Here is a 15,629-nt window from a genome sequence, read left to right as displayed (position 1 = left end):
CTGGCGGTGGTCGGACCCACCACTACCAGCGGCCGCCCACCGAAGCCCGGGGCGCGCGCGGCGCATCACCCGAACAGGCCCTCACGCACGGGCGCGCTGGGTGACGGCGATGCAGACGAGCACCACCACGGCCGTCACCGGAGCCGCCGCCGGCAGGTCCTCGGCCAGCAGCAGAACCGCCCACACCAGCGTCAACAGCGGCTGCGCGAGCTGGAGTTGGCTCGCCCTCGGCACGCCGATCGCCGCCATCCCCCGGTACCAGAGCACGAACCCGCCGAACTGCGACACCGCCGCCGTGTACGCCAGCCCGACCAGCGCCTTCGCGCCCGGGTGGACGGGCTCGGCGGGCAACGCGAGCGCGGTGGTCAGCACGGTCGCGGGCAGTGCGGCCACCACCGCCCACGCGATCACCTGAGCACCCGGCAGGTCCCGCGACAGGCGCCCGCCCTCCGCGTACCCGGCGGCGCAGACGAGCAGCGCCGCGAACAGCAGGCAGTCCGCGGCGCTCGGCCGGCCGTGGCTCTGCAGCAGGGTGAACGCGATCACGGCCGCCGCCCCCACCAGCGCGGCGCCCCAGAACGCCCGGGACGGCCGACGGCCGGTGCGCCACGCCGCGAACACCGCCGTCGCCAGCGGCAGCAGGCCGATGACCACCGCCGAGTGCGCCGTCGAGGACATCCGCAGGGCGAGCGTGGTGAGCAGCGGGAAGCCGAGGACGCAGCCCGCCGCGACGACGAGCAGGCCGGGCCACTGCCGCCGGGTCGGCAGCGGGGCGCGGACGGCCGCCAGGTAGAGGGCGGCGAGCAGGCCCGCCCCGGCCCCGCGCAGCCCGGTGGCCGTCCAGGGGCCGAAGCCGGTGAGGGCCCAGGAGGTGGCCGGGAAGCTGAACGAGAAGAGGAGCACCCCGAGGGCGGCGGGCAGGGTGCCGGAGGCCGCTGCCGAACCAGGGCCGACGATCCGCGGTGCTATCGCCGACATTCGAATAGCGCTATCTTGTGCCTTCATGAACGAGCGTAGCAGTGTGGCCGAACTCGCCGAAAGCCTGCGCCGCGAGGTGGAGTGCTACCCCGAAGGGCGAAAGCTGTCGTCCAGCCGCGCCCTCGTCGAGCGCCACCAGGTCAGCCCGGTGACGGTCTCCCGGGCGATCGCCGTCCTCGCGGCCGAGGGGCTGGTCGTCTCCCGGCCGGGAGCCGGGGTGTTCCGGGCCGCCCACTCCGCCGCCGCGCCGAGCGCCCGCACGGGCGACCTCTCCTGGCAGGAGGTCGCGCTCAGCGCCGGCTCCGGCCCGCGCGACCTGCTCGCCGCACCGGTGATGGCCACCCTCAACGTGCCGCCGCCCGACGTCATCGACCTCAACAGCGGCTACCCGCACGCCGGCCTGCTCCCCGAACGCCTGCTGGCCGGCGCCCTCGCCCGGGCCGGACGCCGCCCCGGCGCCTGGGACCGCCCGCCCGCCGACGGCCTCACCGAACTGCGCGGCTGGTTCGCCCGGGACATCGGCGGCACCGGCGGCCCGATCGGCGCCGGAGACGTCCTGATCACCGCCGGCGGACAGGGCGGCCTCACCGTCGCGGTGCGGGCGCTCGCCGCGCCCGGCACACCCGTCCTGGTGGAGTCCCCGACGTACCCGGGGATCCTCGCGGTCCTGCACGCGGCCGGGCTGCGGCCCGTCCCCGTCCCGGTCGACGCCGACGGCGTCCGCACCGACCTGCTGGCCGACGCCTTCGCGGCCAGCCGGGCCCGGCTCTTCGTCTGCCAGCCGCTGTTCCAGAACCCGACCGGCGCGGTGCTCTCCCCCGAACGGCGCACCGAGGTCCTGCGGATCGCCCGCGCCGCCGGGGCGTTCGTCCTCGAAGACGACTTCGCCCGGCTGCTCGTCCACACCGACGCCCCCGCGCTGCCCCGCCCGCTGGCCGCCGACGACCAGGACGGCGTCGTGGTCCACCTGCGCTCCCTGACCAAGGCGGCCTCGCCCAACCTGCGGGTCGGGGCCCTGACCGCCCACGGCCCGGCCCTCGCACGACTGCGGGCCACCCAGGTCGTGGACAGCTTCTTCGTGCCCCGCCCGCTCCAGGAGGCCACCCTGGAACTCGTCTCCGACCCCGGCTGGCCCCGCCACCTGCGCACCCTGGGGGCCGAACTCCAGGACCGCCGCACCGCCACCGTCACCGCCCTGCACCGCGAACTGCCGGGCTTCCTCGACGACTACCGCCCGGGCGGCTACCACCTGTGGCTACGCCTGCCGGACGGCACCGACGACGCCGCCCTCACCGCAGCGGCCCTGCGAACCGGCGTCCTCGTCACCCCCGGCCGCCCGTACCACCCGGCAGAACCCCCGGCAGCGCACCTCCGCCTCAGCTACGCGGCAGCCGAGAGCGCCACACAAGCGACCGAGGGCATCCACCGCCTGAGGAGGGCGTACGAATCCCTGACCTCATAGCCCCCCGCACCCACCCAAACCACCCCCCACCCCCACCCACCCCCCACCCCTCATCCCTCCCCAGCGAGAGGGAGCGCTGCGGGAGGGGGTGGCGGAGGGGGTGGCCGCGGAGAGGGGCGTGACGGGTGATTTTCAGACTGCCAACGATCCAAGCCCCCCACCCACAGAGTCGGCAGTCGGAAAATCATCCAGCCCCCGGAGCGGCCCCCCCCCCCCCCCCCCCCCGCCCCCCCCCCCCCCCCCCCAACCCCCCCCCCCCCCCCCCGGCACCCCCCACCCACCCGAAAGCCCACCCCGCACCCCAAGCCCCGCGCAGCGGAACCTTCAGCCCCGATACCCCGCCATCCGCTCAAGCCGAGCGATCCGCTCCCCCATCGGAGGATGCGTCGAGAACAACCGGGCCCCAGCCTCACCCGGCCGGAACGGACTGGCGATCATCATGTGGCTCGCCGTCTGCAGCTGAGGCTCCGGCGGCAGGGGCAGCCGCCGCGTACCGGCGTCCAGCTTCCGCAGCGCACTGGCCAGCGCCAGCGGATCCCCCGTGATGCGGGCACCGTCCGCGTCGGCCTGGTACTCGCGGGAGCGGCTGACCGCGAGCTGGATCAGCCCGGCCGCCAGCGGTCCGAGGATCATGATCGCGAGCATCCCGAACAGGCCCGGCCCGTCGTCGTCCTCACTGCGTCCGAAGGGGATCAGCCAGGCGAAGTTCACGAGGAACATCACCACCGAGGCGAGCGCCCCGGCGACCGACGAGATCAGGATGTCCCGGTTGTAGACGTGGCTCAGCTCGTGGCCGAGCACCCCCCGGAGCTCGCGCTCGTCGAGCAGTTGCAGGATGCCGTCCGTGCAGCAGACCGCCGCGTTGCGCGGGTTGCGGCCGGTGGCGAAGGCGTTGGGGGCGGGGGTGGGCGAGATGTAGAGCCGGGGCATCGGCTGGCGGGCGGAGGTGGAGAGCTCCCGGACGATCCGGTAGAGCTGCGGCGCCTCGATCTCGCTGACCGGCCGGGCCCGCATGGCCCGCAGCGCGAGCTTGTCGCTGTTCCAGTACGCGTAGGCGTTGGTCCCGACGGCGACCAGCAGGGCGATCACGAGGCCGCTCCGGCCGAAGAAGCCGCCGATCACCAGGATCAGCGCCGAGAGGCCGCCGAGCAGGACGGCGGTCCTCAGTCCGTTGTGCCGGCGGTGCACGTCAGGCCCTCCAAAGGCGCGGTGGGGAAGCCCTTTCTGCCTCGTCCCTCTTGCCCGGTCAACGGGCGGGGCCGGGGACCTTGTTCCCTTGTGACACAGCCGACAGAGGTGACACCACCCTCACCCCCGAGTGCCCACCCACCTCAGAGCCCGCCCGGCCCGCACCGCGAAGCCCGATACCCGCCCGCCCGACGGGTCAGAACAGGCTGCCACCCACCACCTGGAGCACGAGCTGCGGAGCGATCGACAACACCACGGCGACCGAAGCGGTGAGCCCCAGCGTCGCCGTCAGACTCAACGGAAGCCGACTCTCGACGCCTCCCTCGACGCCTGCACCGACGCCTGCACCGACGCCTGCCTCGGTACCACCGTCGCCGCCGGCCGCGACCGCCGCCGGAGCGAACAACCGGGCCGTCCAGAGCAGGTAGTAGTACAGCGCGACGACGACGTTGACGGCCATGACCACGGCCAGCCAGCCCAGCCCGGCGTCGACGGCCGCCCGGAACACCACGACCTTGCCGAAGAGCCCGATCACGCCCGGCGGCAGCCCGGCCAGGCAGAGCAGGAAGAAGGCCAGGGCGAGCGCCGTCCAGCGGCTCCGCGCGAACAGCCCGCGGAAGTCGTCCACGCTGGTGCCGGCCCGCCGGCCGACCGCCGCGACCACGCCGAACGCACCGAGGTTCACGACCCCGTAGATCAGCGCGTACGCGGCGGTGGCGCCCAGCGGGTCGGCGGCCGTGGGCGCGTAGCCGGCGGCGGCGAGCGGCACCAGCAGGTACCCGGCCTGGCCGACGGAGGACCAGGCGAGCAGCCGGACCGCGCTGTAGCGGGTGTCGAAACGCTGGCGCAGCGCGCCGACGTTGCCGACGGTCATGGTGACGGCGGCGAGCACCGCGAGCACCAGGCCCCAGGTGTGGGCGTACGGGCGGAACGCCACCGTGGTGGCGAGCGCCAGGCCGGAGAGGCCGGCCGCCTTGCCGACGACCGACAGGTAGCCGGCGACGGGCAGCGGTGCGCCGGTGTAGGTGTCGGGCACCCAGAAGTGGAACGGGACGGCGGCCACCTTGAAGGCGAAGCCGACGAGGGTCAGGACGGCGCCCGCCTCGGCCAGCGGCTTGAGCTGCGCGGGGGCGTGCTCCAGGCCCTCGGCGACGGCGCCGAGGTGCAGGCTGCCGCTGGCCGCGTAGACGAAGGAGACGCCGAGCAGCATCACGGCGGTCGCGGTGACGGAGGAGACGAAGAACTTCAGCGCGGCCTCGGCGCCCCGGCCGTCCCGGCGCAGCGCCACCAGCGCGAAGGCGGGCAGCGAGGCGACCTCCAGGGCGACCACCATGGTGGCGAGGTCGCGGGAGGCGGGCAGCAGGGCGGCGCCGGTGGCGCTGGAGAGCAGCAGGAACCAGTACTCGCCGCCGGGCAGCTTCTCGCTCTCCACGGTGTGCGCGGAGAGCAGCGCGGCGATCAGCGCGCCGCCGAGGGCGAGCAGCTGGAACACCAGGGCGAAGTGGTCCGCGACGTACGAGCAGCCCGCGTTGTCAGTGGCCCCTGCTACGTTCTGCGCACAGAACGTAGCCCGGGGTGATCCCCCGGTGAGGGGGAGGAGCGAGATGAGCGCGAGGGCGAGTCCGGCCGCGGTGAGGCGGCCGAGCCACTTCTTGTGGCGCTCGGGCAGGAAGAGGTCGGCGACCAGCACCGCGAGGGCGGCCACGGCGGCGATCAGCGGCGGCGCGATCGCGACCCAGTCCACGGACTGGATCAGGCTGCCCGCGTTGGGTACGGCGAGGGAGGTCACAGTGTGCTGCCCCGTGGAGTGAGGTCCGAGTTCGGCGAGCCGGGCTCCGAGCATGTCAGCCACCTCCGAGGAGGTGCTTGACGGCTGGGTCGGAGAGGCCGAGCAGGAGCGCGGGCCAGAGGCCGGCGAGCAGGGTGAGGGCGGCCAGCGGCGTCCAACTGACGGCCTCGTACGGGCGCAGGTCGGCGAGCTCGGCCACCGGCGCGGGCTGCTCGGGGTCGCCCATGCAGACGCGCTTGACGACGATCAGCAGGTACGCGGCGGTGAGGAGGGTGCCGAGGCCGGCCAGGACCATGTAGGTGACGAAGGCCGGGCGGGACAGGCCCGCCGCCGGGTCGAACGCGCCGAACATGGCGAGCAGCTCGCCCCAGAAGCCGGCCAGCCCGGGCAGGCCGAGGCTGGCGACGGCGGCGAAGGCGAGCAGGGCGCCGATCCGCGGCGCGCGGCCGTAGAGGGCGGCGCCGGTGGTGCCGGACAGGGTGTCGAGGTCGGCCGTGCCGTAGCGGTCCTTGAGCGCTCCGACGAGGAAGAACAGCAGGCCGGTGATCAGACCGTGCGCGATGTTGGCGAACAGCGCGCCGTTCACGCCGACCGGGGTGAGGGAGGCGATGCCGAGCAGGACGAAGCCCATGTGGCCGACGGAGGAGTACGCGATGAGGCGCTTGAGGTCGCCCTTGGAGCCGCGGCGGGCGAGGGCGAGGCAGGCCAGCGAGCCGTAGACGATGCCGACGGCGGCGAACGCGCCCAGGTAGGGGGCGAGCGTCGTGGTGCCGTCGGGCACGACCGGGAGGAGGACGCGGACGAGACCGTAGGTGCCCATCTTCAGCAGCACGCCGGCGAGCAGCACCGAGCCGACCGTCGGGGCGGCGGTGTGCGCGTCGGGGAGCCAGCTGTGCAGCGGCCAGGCCGGGGCCTTGACCGCGAGCCCGATCATGATCGCCAGCGCGGCGGTCACCTGGGTGGTGTGGCTCAGGCCGCTGCCGTGCCCGGCGGCGAGGGCCTGCATGTCGAAGGTGCCCGCCTTGCTGCCGATCAGCAGGAAGCCGAGCAGCATCACGGCCGAGCCGAGCAGCGTGTACAGGATGAACCGGTTGGCGGCCGGCACCTTCGCGCCGCTCCCCCAGCGGGCGATCAGGAAGTACATCGGGATCAGCACGATCTCGAAGGCCATGAAGAAGAGGAGGAGGTCCAGCACCGCGAAGGTGGCGAGCATGCCGACTTCGAGGAGGAGGAACAGCCCGACGAAGGCCCGCGCCGACGGCACGTTGTCCCCGGCCGGCAGCCGCTTCTCCGAGTACAGCGCGCAGAGGAAGGTGAGCAGCGCGGTGAGCACGATCAGCGGCAACGAGACGCCGTCCACGCCGAGGTGGAAGCGCACGTGGATCGCGGGGATCCAGGACACGTCCGTGGTGGCCTGCATCCGGGCGGGCTCGCCGCGGTCGAAGCCGGCCGCCAGGGCGAGGCTGAGCAGGAGCACCGCGCCGGTGAGCACCGAGTTCAGCCGCAGCGCGCGCCGGTCGGCGACGCCCGCGTCCGGGCCGAACACCGGCGCCAGGGTGAGGGCTGCACCGAGCAGCGGCAGCGCCAGGAGGGCGATGAGGACCGCGTTCATCGGGGACTCCTACGCGCGACGGTCGGGGGGAGGGACAGGACGGGGAACGGCATCCGCTACACCGCCACCAGGACGGCCAGCAGGACGACGCCGGCGAGCAGCGCGCTGAGGTAGGTCTGCGCGTTGCCGGTCTGCGCGAGCCGGACGGCCCGGCCGAGCAGGTTGGCACCGATCCCGCTGCCCTGCACGTAGCCCTCGACGACCTCGCGGTCGAGGAAGCGGACCAGCCGGGCAGCGGCGGCCACCGGGCGGACGAACAGCGCGGCGTAGAGCCGGTCGACGCCGAAGCCGTGCCGGGCCGGGCCGAACAGCGGGCCGAGCAGGGTGCGCCCGGGGTCGGCGACCAGCACCTCGGTGGCCAGTACCTCGGCGGCCGGGGCGGGGCGGCCCGCGCCGAGCCGGGCGGTGGCCGAGCGCCAGGCGCCGTACGCCAGCAGCGCGCCCGCCACGGCGAGCCCGGTGCCGGTGACGGCGGTGACACCGGAGGGGCGCAGCGAGCCGCCGTCGAGCAGGGCGGGCAGCCAGTCGGAGCGCAGCCCGGCGATGCCGAAGGCCATGGTCGGGACGGCCAGCACCCACAGCGGCCAGCGCATCGCGTGCGGCTCGGCGGTGGCCGGGTCGGCCTCGTCGAGCTCGGGCGAGTAGGGCGCGTCGGCCTCGTGGTCGGCCACGACGGTGGCCCGGTCGGCGACGGCGGGGGCCACCACCTCGGGGGCCGCCGCGGCGGCACCGGCCGGGCTGTGGAACGCGAGCAGGAAGAGCCGGGTGGCGTAGGCGGCGGTGAGCAGCGCGGTCAGCGCCGCCGAGACCAGCACGATCCACCCGGCGGTCTGCGGCACGGCCGAGGCGGGGCCGAGGCCGTTGGTCATCGCCTCGCCGTTGGCGGCGTGCTCGGCGGCGCCGAGCACCGCCTCCTTGCTGAAGAAGCCGGAGAACGGCGGCAGCCCGGTCAGCGCGACCAGGCCGATGCCCATCGTCCAGTAGGCGTCCGGCACCCGCTTGCGCAGCCCGGGGATCCGGGACATCGCGGAGATCGAGTTGGTGTGCGCGGCGTGGATCACCACGCCGGCGGCCAGGAACAGCAGCGCCTTGAAGGCGCCGTGGCTGACCAGGTGGAACACCGAGGCCTCGCGGTCGCCGCTGGCCAGCGCCCCGGCCATGTAACCGAGCTGGCCGACGGTCGAGTAGGCGAGCACCCGCTTGAGGTCGTCCTGCGCGAGCGCGCACAGCGCCGAGCCGATCATCGTCACGGCGGCCATGACGGCGAGCACGACGAGCGCCGCGCCCGAGAGCAGGAACACCGGCAGCAGCCGGGCGACGAGGTAGATGCCGGCCGCGACCATGGTGGCGGCGTGGATCAGCGCGGAGACCGGCGTCGGGCCGGCCATCGCGTCCGGGAGCCAGGTGTGCAGCGGGAACTGCGCGCTCTTGCCGGCGACCCCGGCGAGCAGCAGCAGCGCGATCAGCGTCGGGTGGCCGAGCTTCCCGTCGGTGGCGGCGGCCAGCACGTCCGGGATCCGGAAGCTGTGGGCGTCGGCGCCGAGCAGGAAGATCCCGAACAGGAACGGCACGTCGCCGAGCTTGGTGACCAGGAAGGCCTTCAGCGAGGCCGAGCGGGCGTCCGCGCTCTCCCAGTGGTGGCCGATCAGGAAGTACGAGCAGATGCCCATGACCTCCCAGCCGACCAGCAGCACGATCAGGTCGCCCGAGTACACGACGAGGAACATCGCCGCGGTGAAGAGCGAGACCAGCGCCGCGTACGAGGGGTAGCGCGGGTCCTCCTTCAGGTACGCGGTCGAGTAGACCTGGACGCACGTGGCGACCAGACCGACCAGCACGGAGATCAGCGAGCTGAAGCCGTCCAGGTGGAGGGCGAGCGCGATGTCCGGGCCGCCGGTCGGGGTCAGCCGGGTGGCGGCGTCGAGCGCCTGGCCGGTGCCGAGCTGGAGCGCGACCACGAGGGCGAGCACGGCCGAGGCGGCGACCGGCACGATGGCGAGCGGCCGGGCCAGGCCGGGGGCCTTCTTCCCGGCGGCCAGGGTGGCGGCGGCGCCGAGCGCGGGCAGCGCGGGGACGAGGACGGGCAGGGCGAGGTTCATGCGGTGGCCTGGCCCTTCAGCGCCCCGGCGCCGGCCGGCGCCTCCTCGGCGAGCGTCTCGGCCGGGTCGCCGAGCGCGGTGGCCCGGTCGATGTCCGCGGTGCCCCTGGCCCGGAACAGCAGCAGGACGATGGCGAGCCCGAGGCCGATCTCGGCGGCGGCGATCGTGATGGTGAACAGCGTCAGCGCCTGGCCGGCGTGCAGGGAGTCGCGCAGCCAGGCGTCGAAGGCGACGAGGTTCAGGTTGACGGCGTTGAGCATCAGCTCGACGGAGATCAGGACGAGGACGGCGTTGCGCCGGGCGAGCACGCCGTACACGCCGACGCTGAACAGCAGCGCGGCGAGGACGACGGGGTAGGCGAGGTGCATCAGCTCTCCTCCGTCACGGGCGGGGCGGCGGCCTCCGGAGCGGTGCGCGGAGCGGTCGCGGCGACGGTCCCGTTGGACCCGACCGGCCGCCCGGTGCGCAGCCGGCCGGCCCGCGGCGGCGGCACCCGGCGCTTCGAGCCGCGCGACAGCACGATCGCGCCGACGAGTGCCGCCAGCAGCAGCACGGACAGCGCCTCGAAGGGCAGGACCCACGTGCGGAACAGGCTCGCCCCGGTGACGGCGGCCGATCCGCCGCCACCCCCGAGGTCGATCCAGGAGGTGCGGAAGGCGTCCACGACCAGGGTCACGAGCGTTCCGGCGGAGGCCAGCGCGACCGCCAGGGCGACCCAGCGGTTCTTCGAGTCGGCGTCCGGCGAGCGCCCGATCGGCGCCTTCGTGAGCATCAGCCCGAACAGCACCAGGACGATCACCGAGCCGAGGTAGATCAGCACCTGCACCCAGGCGATGAACTCGGCGGTGAGCAGCAGGAACTCGATCGCGAGCCCGCCGAGCGCGACCACCAGCCACAGCGCGGCGTGCACCAGCTGCTTGGTGCTCACGGCGACGACGGCCGAGCCGAGCACGGTGATGCCGACCAGCAGGAAGACGATCTCCACGCCGGTCGGCGACAGGAACGAACGGGAGGCCGGCGCCAGCGGGCCGGTCGCCGCGAGCAGGGCAAGAGCAGTCACTCGGTCTCACCCTTCTCCTCGGGGGCGACGGCCGCCGCGGCGGCCGCGGCCAGCTTGTCCGCCGCCTTGCGCGCGGTGGCGATCTCCTTGGGCTCCTCGGCCGCCGGGTCCAGCGCCGGCGGCGCCGGGACGGTCCACATCCACTCGCGGAGCCGGTCCCGTTCGTGGGTCAGCTCCAGGATGTCCGTCTCGGCGTACTCGAACTCCGGCGACCAGAACAGCGCGTCGAACGGGCACACCTCGATGCAGATCCCGCAGTACATGCAGAGCGAGAAGTCGATCGCGAAGCGGTCCAGCACGTTGCGGGTGCGGGCGCGCGCGTTCGGGTCGGCGGCCGGCAGCGTCTCCTTGTGGGAGTCGATGTAGATGCACCAGTCCGGGCACTCGCGCGCGCAGAGCATGCACACCGTGCAGTTCTCCTCCAGCAGCGCGATGACGCCGCGCGAGCGCGGCGGCAGCACCGGCTGCACGTCGGGGTACTGCGCGGTGACGGTCTTCTTCGTCATCGTCCGCAGAGTCACGGCCAGCCCCTTGGCGAGGCCGGCACCCGGGAAACTCATGCGCCCGCCTCGCTTCGCTCGCCAGGGGCATTCGCCCGTACGCACCTGTTGATGATTCGCTCACTTCGTTCACTCATGAGATCGCCACCTTGATGATGCCGGTGAGGGCGAGCTGGACGAGGGCGAGCGGGATCAGCACGGTCCACGCGAAGCGCATCAGCTGGTCCTCGCGCAGGCGCGGGTACGTCACCCGCAGCCAGATCACCACGAAGGCCAGCGCGAAGGTCTTCAGCAGGGTCCAGAGCCAGCCGAGCTGGTCCGGCATCGGACCGTGCCAGCCGCCGAGGAACAGCACGGCGGTCAGCCCGGACACCACGAGGATGCCCACGTACTCGGAGAGCAGGAACAGCGCGAAGCGCAGGCCGGTGTACTCGGTGTACGCGCCGAAGATGATCTCCGAGTCGGCCACCGGCATGTCGAACGGCGGGCGCTGGAGCTCGGCCAGACCGGCCGTGAAGAACACGAACGCGCCGATGAGCTGCCACGGGAGCCAGTACCACTGCCAGGAGTCCACGATCCCGGGCAGCGACAGCGTGCCGGCGGCCATCGCCACCGAGGCCGCCGCCAGCACCATCGGCAGCTCGTAGGACATCAGCTGGGCGGCCGTGCGCAGGCCGCCGAGCAGCGAGAACTTGTTCGCCGAGGCCCAGCCGGCCATCAGCTTGCCGATCACGCCGACGCCCATCACGGCCAGCACGAAGAACAGCCCGGCGTCGACCGCCTGGCCGACGAAGCCGTCCGGGCCGACCGGGATCGCCAGCAGCACGAAGAGGTACGGCAGCAGCGAGACGGCGGGCGCCAGCTGGAAGATCCGGCGGTCCGCCCCGGCGGGGACGATGTCCTCCTTCTGCGCGAACTTCACGCCGTCGGCGACGAGCTGCGCCCAGCCGTGGAAGCCGCCGGCGTACATCGGGCCGAGCCGGCCCTGCATGTGCGCCATGACCTTGTGCTCCGTCTGGCCGATGATCAGCGGGACGGTGAGGAAGACGACGAGCGTGGCGACGCAGCGCAGCACCGTGTCGAGCAGGTTCACGTGCCGTCTCCGTCCTGGCCGGCCGGGCGGGCCGACGGGTCGTCCTTCTTCTCCGCCGGGGCCTCGGCGGGTTCCGCCGCCGGCCCCTCCGCAGGTTCCTCGGCAGGCTTCGCGTCGTGGGCGGGCACCGGGTTGTGCCAGGGCGCGTCCGACGACTGCGTCCGCGTGGGGGCGGGACGCTCGGCCTTGGGCTCGTCAGCGGCCTTCGGCGCGTCGGCGCCGGGCGCTTCGACCGGCTGGCTGACCGAACCGTCCGACACCGACCGGGTCCGCCGCGGGCGGTCCGCCCGCACGGCCGGAGCCTCACCGGCGGCGCCCTCGGCGACGGCGCCCTCGGCAGCCTCGGCTCCCGCCTGGCTCGCCGAACCGTCCGACACCGACCGGGTCCGCCGCGGCCGGTCCGCCCGCACCGCCGGAGCCTCACCGGCGGCACCGGCAGCACCGGCAGCCCCCGCGGCGGCCCGCGGAGTGCGCGCCGCCGCGCCCGCCGCCCGCGCACCACGCGCGGGCCGCTCGGCGACCGGCGGCAGGGTGCCCTTGAGCGGGCCCCACTCGTTCGGGTCCGGCACGCCGGCCGGCTGCATCTTGCGCCGCGCCGGCCCGTCGCCGTGGTCGGACTCGCCCGGCTCCTTGGCGCCCGGCCAGGCCTTGGCGACGCGGGCCGCGAGCACGAACTCCTTGCGCAGCGGGTGTCCCTCGAAGCCGTCCGGCAGCAGCAGGGTGACGAGGTGCGGGTGCCCGGGGAAGTCGATGCCGAACATCTCGTGGGTCTCGCGCTCGTGCCACGCGGCACCGGCGTACACCGACACGGCCGTCGGCAGGGCGGCCTTGTCCCGCGGCACCCGGGTGCGCAGCGCGAGGTGGCGCACCGCGTGTCCCTCGGCCGAGGCCAGGTGGGCGACCACGGAGAAGCCGTCGGCGAGCTCGTCGACGGCGCTCAGCCAGTCGAAGAAGCCCAGGCCGAGCCCGTCACGGGCGGCGGTGAGCGCCTCGATCCAGTGCTCGGCGGGCACGTCGACGGTGATCAGCCCGTACGCCTCGGCGCCGGTCGCCCACTCCCCGACCGACGCCGCGTACTGCTCTGCCGTGGTCACGAGACCCCTCCCTCTGCCGAAGAGCCCGAAGACCCCGAAGGCTCCACAGAGCCCGAAGACCCCGCAGAGCCCGCGGGCCCCGCCACCAGCGGACGCCGCAGCGCCGACGCGGGCGCGGCGTAGCGGGCGGGCAGCGACTCGGCGGCGATCTTCTCCTGCAGCTTGAGGATGCCCTGGAGCAGCGCCTCGGGCCGCGGCGGGCAGCCGGGCACGTAGACGTCGACCGGGATGATCTGGTCGACGCCCTTGGTCACCGAGTACGAGTCCCAGTACGGACCGCCGGAGTTGGAGCAGGCGCCGAAGGAGATGACGTACTTCGGCTCGGGCATCTGCTCGTAGAGGCGCTTGACGGCGGGCGCCATCTTGTCCGTCACCGTCCCCGAGACGATCATCAGATCGGCCTGTCGGGGGCCGGGCGCGAACGGGATGACACCCATCCGGATGAAGTCGTGCTTGGCCATGGACGCCGCGATGAACTCGATCGCGCAGCAGGCCAGCCCGAAGTTGAAGCACCAGAGGCTGTAGCGGCGGCCCCAGTTGAGCACGACCTTGACCGGGTCCGGCGCGAGCCGGGCCAGCGGGCCGATGCTCCGGCGCTCGACGGCGCCGGGGCGCGACGGGTCCGGGAGGCCGAGCGCGACCGGTCCGCCCGGCGCGGCGTGCGAGTGGTTGTGCGTCATGTCCATTCCAGAACGCCCTTCTTCCAGGCGTAGAGCAGCCCGACCGCGAGGAAGCCGATGAAGAGGAACATCTCGATCAGCGTCCCGGCCCCGTACCCGGCGGTGGCGAACACGGTCGCCCACGGGAACAGGTAGATCGCGTCGACCGCGAAGATCACGTACAGGAAGGCGTACACGTAGTAGCGGATCTGGGTGTGCGCCCAGTCCTCGCCCACCGGGTCCACGCCGCACTCGTAGGCCAGGAGCTTCTCCGGCGAGTACACCACCGGACGCAGCAGCCGGTTGGCGGTGAACGCGACGGTCACGAACAGCACGCCGATGACGGCGAGCAGTCCCATCGCGGCGTACGCGTCGAAGTAGCCGCTGCCGACCGCCGGGTCGGCCGCGACGGCAGCCGCTTGCCGCCACTCCATGCCTTCGCCCTCCACTCGGCCGTGAACCGCCCCTCAAGGCAGTTCTACGTCGCTTCTTTACACGGTCATAACCATGGCCAATGCGTGAGTCTAAGGGGACGGCTCCGCTCCACCCGAACCCAGCCCGCTCCGCAAGACATCACGTGGACAACCGGTGGACAACCCCGTACCGCCCGGAGCCGTCCGGAGAGGGACGGGAAGGGGCCGGCAGGGGTGGGGATAACCCCCGGCCCAGGAGATGTATCACCCCCATGGCACCACCCGCCCCGTGTTCGGGAAGCTTGGACCACTAGAGCGAGAGGGAGGGTGGATCCTGATGAAGCCCCTGACCCGGCGCGCCGTGGCGGCCGTCAAGGAGCAGGACGCGCGGATGGAGCGCGGCCCGCTGTACGGCGCCCGGATGTGGCGACAGGCCGGGCAGTTGATGCTGAACCTGCCACTGGGCATCGGCGGATTCGTCTTCGCGGCGGTGATGCTGTCGGTCGGCCTCGGGCTGTCCGTGACGGTGATCGGCCTGCCGGTGCTGGCCGCCGGGCTGGCCGGCTGCCGCGGTCTGGGCGCGCTGGCCCGGCGCCGGGCGCGGTCGGCGCACGGTTCGGAGATCAGCGAGCCGGAGCCGGTGGTCCGGCGCCGCCCGGGCGTCACCGGCTTCGCCATCGCCAACCTGACCGACCTGCTGAACTGGCGCTCGGCGCTGTACAACGTGCTGCTGCTGCCGTGGGGCATCCTGAGCTTCACCGTCACCCTGGTCAGCGTCGTCGTGCTGTGGCCGGTGCTGCCGTGGGTGATCCGCGCCGAGGCGGCGGTGGACCGGATCCTGGTCGAGGCACTGCTGTTCCCCGGCGCCCTGTCCGAGCGGGTGCGCGAGCTGGAGGAGGACCGCGGCACGGTGGTCGACACCGCTGCCGCCGACCTGCGCCGGATCGAGCGCGACCTGCACGACGGTGCCCAGGCCCGCCTGGTCGCGCTGGCGATGGACCTCGGCATGGCCAAGGAGCGGCTGCGCGAGGTGGAGACCCCGGCGGACATGGCCGCCGCGGCGTCGATGGTCGACAACGCGCACGGCGAGGTGAAGCTGGCCCTGAAGGAGCTGCGCGACCTGGCCCGCGGCATCCACCCGGCGGTGCTCACCGACCGCGGCCTGGACGCGGCGCTGTCCTCGGTGGCCGCCCGCTGCACCGTCCCCGGCGGGGTCCGGGTGAACGTCGAGCTGCGCGGCCCCGACGGCGTGGCCGAGCGCCCGGATTCGGCGGTCGAGGGCATCGCCTACTTCACGGTCAGCGAGCTGCTGACGAACGTCTCCAAGCACTCCGGCGCGCGGAGCGCCTCGGTGGAGGTCTGGCGCTCCGACGACCAGCTGATGCTGCTGGTCCAGGACGACGGCCGGGGCGGCGCGACCGCCTACCCGGGCGGCGGCCTGGCCGGGCTGGCCGAGCGGGTCCAGGCGGTGGACGGGGTGTTCCTGGTGGAGAGCCCGGAGGGCGGCCCGACCACCGTCACCGTCGAGCTGCCCTGGCACACCCGGGCCGCCCGCCACTGAACACCCGGGCACACGAAGGCGCCGGCGCCCCGCCGAGGCAGTGACGGGGCGCCGGCGCCGCTCCGGTGCGGCGCGGCCGGACCGCGGAACCCTTGCGCGGTCGTGCGGCCCGGCCGGTGGC

Annotated in this window: 14 protein-coding genes; 2 read left to right on the top strand and 12 right to left on the bottom strand. The window is 73.8% G+C overall.

Features of this window, described 5'->3' with window-relative positions; genetic code table 11:
* Positions 1-81: 81 nt before the first annotated feature.
* Positions 82-1,005: a DMT family transporter gene (locus ACFXDE_RS27530; protein WP_380497372.1), complete on the bottom strand. Its 924-nt coding sequence runs from the start codon at positions 1,003-1,005 to the stop codon at positions 82-84.
* Here ACFXDE_RS27530 and ACFXDE_RS27525 point away from each other — a divergent pair.
* Entirely contained in the window at positions 1,004-2,440 is a 1,437-nt protein-coding gene (locus ACFXDE_RS27525) for a PLP-dependent aminotransferase family protein (protein WP_380497371.1), read from the top strand. The two genes, ACFXDE_RS27530 and ACFXDE_RS27525, sit on opposite strands and share 2 nt — an antisense overlap.
* Positions 2,441-2,764: 324 nt before the next feature.
* On the opposite strand, the gene htpX is transcribed toward ACFXDE_RS27525, so the two are convergent.
* The 11 genes from htpX to ACFXDE_RS27470 form a co-directional block, all read right to left on the bottom strand.
* Positions 2,765-3,628 carry a zinc metalloprotease HtpX gene (htpX, locus tag ACFXDE_RS27520; RefSeq protein ID WP_380444771.1) on the bottom strand — a complete coding sequence of 288 codons (864 nt, stop codon included), beginning with the start codon at positions 3,626-3,628 and terminating at the stop codon, positions 2,765-2,767.
* A 196-nt stretch (positions 3,629-3,824) separates the two neighbouring features.
* Positions 3,825-5,471 carry an NADH-quinone oxidoreductase subunit N gene (locus ACFXDE_RS27515; protein ID WP_380497369.1) on the bottom strand — a complete coding sequence of 549 codons (1,647 nt, stop codon included), beginning with the start codon at positions 5,469-5,471 and terminating at the stop codon, positions 3,825-3,827.
* 1 nt (position 5,472) lies between these two features.
* On the bottom strand, positions 5,473-7,029 hold the full coding sequence (locus ACFXDE_RS27510; protein ID WP_380497368.1) for a NuoM family protein: 1,557 nt from the start codon (positions 7,027-7,029) through the stop codon (positions 5,473-5,475).
* 56 nt (positions 7,030-7,085) lie between these two features.
* Positions 7,086-9,128 carry an NADH-quinone oxidoreductase subunit L gene (locus ACFXDE_RS27505; protein ID WP_380497367.1) on the bottom strand — a complete coding sequence of 681 codons (2,043 nt, stop codon included), beginning with the start codon at positions 9,126-9,128 and terminating at the stop codon, positions 7,086-7,088.
* Complete coding sequence (gene nuoK / locus ACFXDE_RS27500; protein WP_329930390.1) at positions 9,125-9,496, bottom strand: NADH-quinone oxidoreductase subunit NuoK; 372 nt, start codon at positions 9,494-9,496, stop codon at positions 9,125-9,127. The genes ACFXDE_RS27505 and nuoK overlap by 4 nt, the downstream gene beginning before the upstream one ends.
* Positions 9,496-10,188, bottom strand: a complete 693-nt coding sequence (locus tag ACFXDE_RS27495; protein ID WP_380497366.1) for an NADH-quinone oxidoreductase subunit J — start codon at positions 10,186-10,188, stop codon at positions 9,496-9,498. The genes nuoK and ACFXDE_RS27495 overlap by 1 nt, the downstream gene beginning before the upstream one ends.
* Positions 10,185-10,748 carry a NuoI/complex I 23 kDa subunit family protein gene (locus ACFXDE_RS27490; protein ID WP_380444764.1) on the bottom strand — a complete coding sequence of 188 codons (564 nt, stop codon included), beginning with the start codon at positions 10,746-10,748 and terminating at the stop codon, positions 10,185-10,187. The genes ACFXDE_RS27495 and ACFXDE_RS27490 overlap by 4 nt, the downstream gene beginning before the upstream one ends.
* Before the next feature lie 73 nt (positions 10,749-10,821).
* Complete coding sequence (gene nuoH, locus ACFXDE_RS27485; RefSeq protein ID WP_380444763.1) at positions 10,822-11,781, bottom strand: NADH-quinone oxidoreductase subunit NuoH; 960 nt, start codon at positions 11,779-11,781, stop codon at positions 10,822-10,824.
* Entirely contained in the window at positions 11,778-12,875 is a 1,098-nt protein-coding gene (locus ACFXDE_RS27480) for an NADH-quinone oxidoreductase subunit C (protein ID WP_380497365.1), read from the bottom strand. Before ACFXDE_RS27480 ends, nuoH begins: the two co-directional genes overlap by 4 nt.
* A complete protein-coding gene (locus ACFXDE_RS27475; protein ID WP_380497364.1) occupies positions 12,872-13,561 on the bottom strand; it encodes an NADH-quinone oxidoreductase subunit B in 690 nt (229 codons plus the stop codon). Before ACFXDE_RS27475 ends, ACFXDE_RS27480 begins: the two co-directional genes overlap by 4 nt.
* A complete protein-coding gene (locus ACFXDE_RS27470) occupies positions 13,552-13,968 on the bottom strand; it encodes an NADH-quinone oxidoreductase subunit A (RefSeq protein ID WP_380444760.1) in 417 nt (138 codons plus the stop codon). Before ACFXDE_RS27470 ends, ACFXDE_RS27475 begins: the two co-directional genes overlap by 10 nt.
* Positions 13,969-14,338: 370 nt before the next feature.
* Here ACFXDE_RS27470 and ACFXDE_RS27465 point away from each other — a divergent pair, with 370 nt between their 5' ends.
* The gene (locus tag ACFXDE_RS27465; protein ID WP_380444776.1) at positions 14,339-15,508 is read left to right on the top strand and encodes a sensor histidine kinase; all 1,170 of its coding nucleotides are present in this window, start codon (positions 14,339-14,341) and stop codon (positions 15,506-15,508) included.
* Positions 15,509-15,629: the final 121 nt, after the last annotated feature.

This window comes from Kitasatospora sp. NPDC059408 (assembly GCF_042751525.1).
In the GTDB taxonomy this organism is placed as follows: domain Bacteria; phylum Actinomycetota; class Actinomycetes; order Streptomycetales; family Streptomycetaceae; genus Kitasatospora.
Note: the sequence above shows the minus strand (reverse complement) of the source record. Positions and strands in the feature narration are given on the sequence as shown.

What these genes read in the sequence shown, in the direction of transcription:
- ACFXDE_RS27525 (WP_380497371.1), top strand. Translation starts at nt 1,004, where the DNA reads ATGAACGAGCGTAGCAGTGTGGCCGAACTCGCCGAAAGCCTGCGCCGC.
- ACFXDE_RS27530 (WP_380497372.1), bottom strand. Translation starts at nt 1,005, where the DNA reads ATGAAGGCACAAGATAGCGCTATTCGAATGTCGGCGATAGCACCGCGG.
- ACFXDE_RS27515 (WP_380497369.1), bottom strand. Translation starts at nt 5,471, where the DNA reads ATGCTCGGAGCCCGGCTCGCCGAACTCGGACCTCACTCCACGGGGCAG.
- ACFXDE_RS27510 (WP_380497368.1), bottom strand. Translation starts at nt 7,029, where the DNA reads ATGAACGCGGTCCTCATCGCCCTCCTGGCGCTGCCGCTGCTCGGTGCA.
- ACFXDE_RS27505 (WP_380497367.1), bottom strand. Translation starts at nt 9,128, where the DNA reads ATGAACCTCGCCCTGCCCGTCCTCGTCCCCGCGCTGCCCGCGCTCGGC.
- nuoK (WP_329930390.1), bottom strand. Translation starts at nt 9,496, where the DNA reads ATGCACCTCGCCTACCCCGTCGTCCTCGCCGCGCTGCTGTTCAGCGTC.
- ACFXDE_RS27490 (WP_380444764.1), bottom strand. Translation starts at nt 10,748, where the DNA reads ATGAGTTTCCCGGGTGCCGGCCTCGCCAAGGGGCTGGCCGTGACTCTG.
- ACFXDE_RS27475 (WP_380497364.1), bottom strand. Translation starts at nt 13,561, where the DNA reads ATGGACATGACGCACAACCACTCGCACGCCGCGCCGGGCGGACCGGTC.
- ACFXDE_RS27470 (WP_380444760.1), bottom strand. Translation starts at nt 13,968, where the DNA reads ATGGAGTGGCGGCAAGCGGCTGCCGTCGCGGCCGACCCGGCGGTCGGC.
- ACFXDE_RS27465 (WP_380444776.1), top strand. Translation starts at nt 14,339, where the DNA reads ATGGAGCGCGGCCCGCTGTACGGCGCCCGGATGTGGCGACAGGCCGGG.